Here is a 5220-nt window from a genome sequence, read left to right on the forward strand (position 1 = left end):
CCGCCACACCCCCCCCCCCCACCGCCCCCCCCCCCCCCCCCCGCGGGGCCGCTTCGTTGTTCGCGGGGTCTTACGCTGCCTCCTGTGACCAACCAGGAGCTGCGCCTGTCGGTCGGCGCGTCGCCCGGCCAGCGCGTCGTGGCGGTGGTGTTCGGCGTCCTGCTCGCGGCCGTCGGCGCGGCGTTCGTGGCGCTGCCCCTCGTCGCCGATGGGCTGCTGCGCCGACTGACCGGCCGGGGTGACGCGTTCGCCTCCTATGAGGAGGCTCGCGACCTGCCACCGGGGCTGTTGCCGCCCGGGCTGCGCGACTCCGTCGACCCGAACCAGTCCGGTCCCAGCCCGTTCGTCGGCCTGTGTGGTCTGCCCTTTGTGCTGCTCGGCCTCTACCTGGTGCTGCGGGTGCTCCGTACGGCCGCCTGGCTGGACGGCAGCCGGGCTCGGGTACGCGGTGCGCTGCGCACCCGCACCGTCGACCTCGCCACCGCCCGGATCGAGTCCGGTGCGGTGTCGTACCGCGAGGCGGACGTCGACGACCCGGCCGGCGAACCGCAGGCGCGGGCCATCCTCGCGACCGACCCGGGGAGCGCCCGGGGAGTCACCATCCCACTGCGCGGCATGGGGCTGCCCGTCCTGCCGCCGTCGGAGCTGCGGGCGCTCGCCGAGGCGATCACGACGGGTCGAGCGGGCGACGAGCCGGCCGGCGACGCGCGCGCCGTGGCCGACCACCTGCGCCGGCTGGCAGAGCGCCCGTCGGCCGACTGAGGCGCTCGTACGTCCCAGGAGGCGCGTGCGGCGCTGGCGCTGCACCAGCGTGGCTGGTGGGGTCAGTGGGTTCAACGGGGCAGATGAGACGGCTCAGGGCCCTGGACAGGGCGGGCCGGGCAGCCTCACCATCGCGGTATGGGGTAGCAGAGCCGCCGTGCGGGAGGTGCCAATGGTCACCGGTCCGGTCCAGCAGCCGTCAGTCGTCGCCCAAGCGCGCGTCGCGCATCCGGCGGGGCTCCCCGCCGATCCACATTCCATCGGTCTGCCCGGCGTGCCGCGCCCGGCCGGCCTCGCCGGTGACGTGCACGCCCTCGGCCGGGCCGTCGCCGTAGCGAGCACCGAGCCGTGCTGGCGCGAGGAGGTGCTCCTTCGCCTGCGTCCGGTGCGCCACGGCTTCGCCGAGCACGTCCGGGTCACCGAAGGTCCCACCGGCCTCTACCGGGAGTTGCTCAGCCAGTCGCCACGACTGGACCACGGGGTGCGGCTGCTGACCCGGGAGCACGTGGCGATCGTCGCCGCGATCCTGGCGGTTCAGCAGATCGCCGAGCGGCCCGAGACGCGCCCCGATGAGCTGCGACACCGGGCCGGGCACCTGCTGCGGCGGTTGGCCCGACATCGGCGGCGCGGCGCCGACCTGCTCTGGGAGGCGTACCAGACGGATCTGGGTGGCGAGACCTGAGTTCAGGTCGGGAACCGGCCGGTCGGCGGAGGCGTCGAACCGTGCATGAATCGGCTCGCCCTGCTGCTCGTACTCCCGTTGCTGCTCCTGACGGGCTGTGCCGCGACCGACGCCGGTCCGGCCGGCGGCCCGCCCAGCCGCACGGACGGGGCGGAGGCCTTCGCCCAGCGGGCCGCTCAGGTCGCCGAGGCGTGGCGGCCCGGCGTCGAGTGGCGCACGGGTTACGTGCCGTTGGAGGGGCCGACAGTGCTCACCGGTGACCCGGGCTTCACCCCCGAGACCGAGGCGGCCTTCCGGGCCGGGTGGTACCGCGAGCAGGTCGGAATACCGCCCACCCGGGTCGGCGGCGAGATCCAGTTCCCGGACGGCCGGTTGACGCTGCCGTTGGTCAGTGCTGCCGAGGCGTACCGGCAGCTCGACCAGGGTGACCCGCTGCCCTGCCCGGGGCGGCCGAAACGGCCCGGACGGCCCACCCCCGGCGGCCCCACAGTCGAACCGGGGCCCGACGGGTGGGTCACGAGCAGCACGCAGACCGCCTGCCTCCCGCTCACCGTCACCGCTGTCACGTTGGGCGCCGTGCCGGTGCGCACGAGCCGTGGCGTGGCGCAGGTCCCGGCCTGGCTGTTCACCATCAAGGAGCTGACCACGCCGGTGGTCCGGCTCGCCGTCGCGCCGACGGCGGTCACCCCCGTGCCCGAGCCGACCACGCCGGCCCGGCCGTTGCCGGACGGGTTGGTGGCGGCCCAGGACCTGGCCGCCGTCGACGGCGCCCGGTTGACAGTGCGCCTCGGCGTCGGCGCGTGCGACACCGGGATCACGCCGTTGGTGTGGGAACGGCCGGACGTCGTGGTGGTCGGTGGCGGCGTCACCCGGGCCACCGGCGAATGCATCGACCTGCTGAAGGTGGAGCCGGTCACCGTGACCCTGGCGACACCGCTGGGCAGCCGACCGGTGCTGGACGTCCTCACCGGCGCCCCGCTGTCGATCGGACCGCGCTGACGCGGTTCAGAGGATGCTGGGCACTTCGGTGCTGATCGGTACCGGCACCACGGTGGGCCGGTCGGCGCGCAGCCCGGCGGAGAGCGCCGCGCCGAGCTGGTCAGGGGTCTCCACCACCTGCGTGGCGCAGCCGTAGCCGGCCGCGATCGCGACGACGTCCAACCCCGGCAGGTCCAGGCCGGGCACCCCGGGAGTGTGCTTCAGCTCGGCGAACGCCTTGAGGATCGCGTACTGCTGGTTGACCGGGACGACGACCACCACCGGCAGTGCCAGGCGCGCGGCCGTCCAGAGCGCCTGCACCGAATAGTGGAAGGAGCCGTCGCCGATCACCGCCACCACCGGGCGACCGCGCCCGGTGTCCCGTTCGGCCAGTGCGATGCCGATGGCCGCCGGCAGGCCGTAGCCGAGGCCGCCGCTGGCCATCGTGAAGTACGACGCCGGGCGGGTGATCCGCAGCTGACGACGCAGCGCGGACAGATTGGAGGGTGACTCCTGGATGAGCACGCCGTCGGGCGGCCAGTGCGCGGCCAGTGCGGCGAACAGGGCGTCGGCGCTCAGCGGGGTGCTGATCTCCGGTGGCGCGAGCGCCTCCCGTCGCCTGGGTGCCGGCCGGTCGCTCGGCGGCACCCCTTCGACCAGCGCGGCCAGGGCCAGTCCCGGATCGCTGAGCAGGCTGTCACCGACCGGGGCCCGCGCGGCCTCGTCGGGGTCGTCAGTGATGTGCAGCAGGCGGGCGCCGTCGGGCAGGTGCCCGCCCGGCACGTACGGGTAGTAGCGGAACACCTGAGCGCCGACGACCAGCACCGTGTCGTGCCCGCGCAGCGCCTCGGCGAGCGGACCGATCGCGTACGGCAGCACGCCGCGAAAGTGCGGGTGGTCCTCGGGGAACACCGACCGTTCGGTGGCGGGTGCCGACCAGACCGGCGCGGCGAGCCGCTCCGCCAGCGCGACCGCTGTCGACCAGCTCGCGGAGCGGTCCACCCCCGGCCCGTACACGAGCACCGGGTTGCGGCTGCCGGCCAGCACGCGGACGAACTCCTCCAACCGCTGGGGGTCCGGCGCGAACCGGGTGGCCACCGTTCGCGGCGCGGGCGGCGGGTCGGCCGGCTGGGCCCAGTCGTCCATCGGCAGGGAGAGGAAGACCGGCCCGGCCGGTGGCTGCACCGCCGTCGCGTACGCCCGCAGCATCGCGGCGGGGATGTCCTGCGCCCGAGCCGGCTCGTAGGCCCACTTCACGTAGGGCTGCGGAAGTTCGGTGGGCCGGCGGCTGGCCAGCCGGGGTTCCAGGAGCAGCATCTCCCGGGTCTGCTGGCCGGCGGTGACGATGAGCGGGGTCTTGTTGTGCCAGGCGGTGACCAGGTTGCCCATGCCGTTGCCGGTGCCCGGTGCGGTGTGCAGGTTGACGTGGGCGGGCATCCCGGTGGCCTGGGCGTAGCCGTCGGCCATCGCGACGGCCGTCGCCTCATGCAGCGCGTGGACGTAGTGGAAGTCGGCGGGGAAGTCCTGGAGGAACGGCTCCTCGGTGGAACCAGGGTTGCCGAAGACAGTGGTCATACCGAGGGTGCGGAGCACGTCGTACGTCGTGTCCCGGACAGTTGCCATCGCACCCGCCTCCGTCTCGCGGGCAGGGGCAACCGCGCTCGCCCTCCCGATCAGCCGAATCTATCGGGATGTGACGGACCTTTCGGGCGTTTCTCGGCCGCCGGTGGCCCCGAGCGGTCGATCACCGGGAGCTCCGCCGCCGGGTGCGTCGGCCCTTCGTCTTAACTGTCCGATCACCCGCCGGTCAGACCTTAGCCAGCACCCAGCACGCAGGCTATGGTGCCAGGCATGGCGTTGACAGCGCGGCTGAACCCGATGCGGCGGGCGGATCCGGTCGATGACCGGCGCCCGGCGCGGGCTCACGGTTGACGGGTGTGTGGCATGCAGGGAGAGGGCCAGGCGATCGGCGGACGAGCGATGGAGTCGATGACCGGGCGGCTGCTGGTCGCGACTCCGGCGCTCAAGGATCCGAACTTCGACCGTACGGTGGTGATGCTGGTCGCCCACGAGCCTGGCGGCGCGCTCGGCGTGGTGCTGAACCGGGCCACCGAGGTGCCGGTGGCCGAGGTGCTCGGTGACTGGAGCGACCTGGCCCGCCACCCGGCGGTGCTCTTCGAGGGTGGCCCGGTGCAGCCCGACTCGGCCATCTGCCTCGCTCGGATGCGGCACCCGATGCGCCGGGTGAAGGGCTTCCACCAGGTTTCCGGAGCGGTCGGCACTATCGACCTCTCGGTCGACCCGGAGCGGCTGCGGGAGAGCATCGGCGGCATCCGGGTCTTCGCCGGCTACTCCGGATGGGGCAGCGGCCAGTTGGAGCAGGAGATCGCCGACGGGTCCTGGTTCGTGCTGGACGGGCTGCCCGGGGACGCCTTCGTCGACCGGCCCGACGACCTGTGGCCGATGGTGCTGCGCCGACAGGGCGGGATGATGGCCGCCGTCGCGCACTTTCCGCCGGACGTGGCGCTCAACTGACCCGGCCCGGCGGGGGACCCCGCGAGATGACCATGCGGGCCGTTCTGTGTATAGTTTCCCAGTGCCCGGGCGACCGGGAGAACAGCAAGGGGCCGTGGCGCAGCTGGTAGCGCACCACACTGGCAGTGTGGGGGTCAGGGGTTCGAGTCCCCTCGGCTCCACCCTTGAGAAACGCCCTGGTCGGGATAATCCGACCAGGGCGTTCTGCTGTTGCTGGCGGTTCTGCCGCACGAGTCGTAGGCACCTGGTGTGACAGAACGCCC

5 protein-coding genes and 1 tRNA gene are annotated in these 5220 nt (G+C 73.5%); 5 read left to right on the forward strand and 1 reads right to left on the reverse strand.

Annotated features, from left to right (window positions below; all coding sequences use genetic code 11):
- Positions 1–84: 84 nt before the first annotated feature.
- From AB0B48_RS31825 to AB0B48_RS31835, 3 genes are all read left to right on the forward strand, one after another.
- Positions 85–762 carry a hypothetical protein gene (locus AB0B48_RS31825; protein ID WP_357208088.1) on the forward strand — a complete coding sequence of 226 codons (678 nt, stop codon included), beginning with the start codon at positions 85–87 and terminating at the stop codon, positions 760–762.
- 157 nt (positions 763–919) lie between these two features.
- Positions 920–1444, forward strand: a complete 525-nt coding sequence (locus AB0B48_RS31830) for a hypothetical protein (protein ID WP_357208090.1) — start codon at positions 920–922, stop codon at positions 1442–1444.
- Positions 1445–1489: 45 nt separating this feature from the next.
- Complete coding sequence (locus AB0B48_RS31835) at positions 1490–2443, forward strand: hypothetical protein (protein ID WP_357208092.1); 954 nt, start codon at positions 1490–1492, stop codon at positions 2441–2443.
- A gap of 6 nt (positions 2444–2449) precedes the next feature.
- On the opposite strand, the gene mdlC is transcribed toward AB0B48_RS31835, so the two are convergent.
- Positions 2450–4045, reverse strand: coding sequence for a benzoylformate decarboxylase (gene mdlC, locus AB0B48_RS31840; protein WP_357208094.1), 1596 nt, complete (start codon positions 4043–4045; stop codon positions 2450–2452).
- 321 nt (positions 4046–4366) lie between these two features.
- Here mdlC and AB0B48_RS31845 point away from each other — a divergent pair, with 321 nt between their 5' ends.
- Both AB0B48_RS31845 and AB0B48_RS31850 read left to right on the forward strand, forming a co-directional pair.
- Positions 4367–4957, forward strand: coding sequence for a YqgE/AlgH family protein (locus AB0B48_RS31845; protein ID WP_355005543.1), 591 nt, complete (start codon positions 4367–4369; stop codon positions 4955–4957).
- A gap of 88 nt (positions 4958–5045) precedes the next feature.
- Positions 5046–5118 (forward strand) — tRNA-Ala (locus tag AB0B48_RS31850).
- Positions 5119–5220: the final 102 nt, after the last annotated feature.

It is taken from the genome of Micromonospora sp. NPDC049089 (assembly GCF_040648775.1).
Taxonomy (GTDB): Bacteria; Actinomycetota; Actinomycetes; order Mycobacteriales; family Micromonosporaceae; genus Micromonospora.

Bases quoted from the DNA above. Each gene is read 5' to 3' on its own strand.
- AB0B48_RS31845 (WP_355005543.1), top strand. From the start codon at position 4,367: ATGCAGGGAGAGGGCCAGGCGATCGGCGGACGAGCGATGGAGTCGATG.
- AB0B48_RS31835 (WP_357208092.1), top strand. From the start codon at position 1,490: ATGAATCGGCTCGCCCTGCTGCTCGTACTCCCGTTGCTGCTCCTGACG.
- mdlC (WP_357208094.1), bottom strand. From the start codon at position 4,045: ATGGCAACTGTCCGGGACACGACGTACGACGTGCTCCGCACCCTCGGT.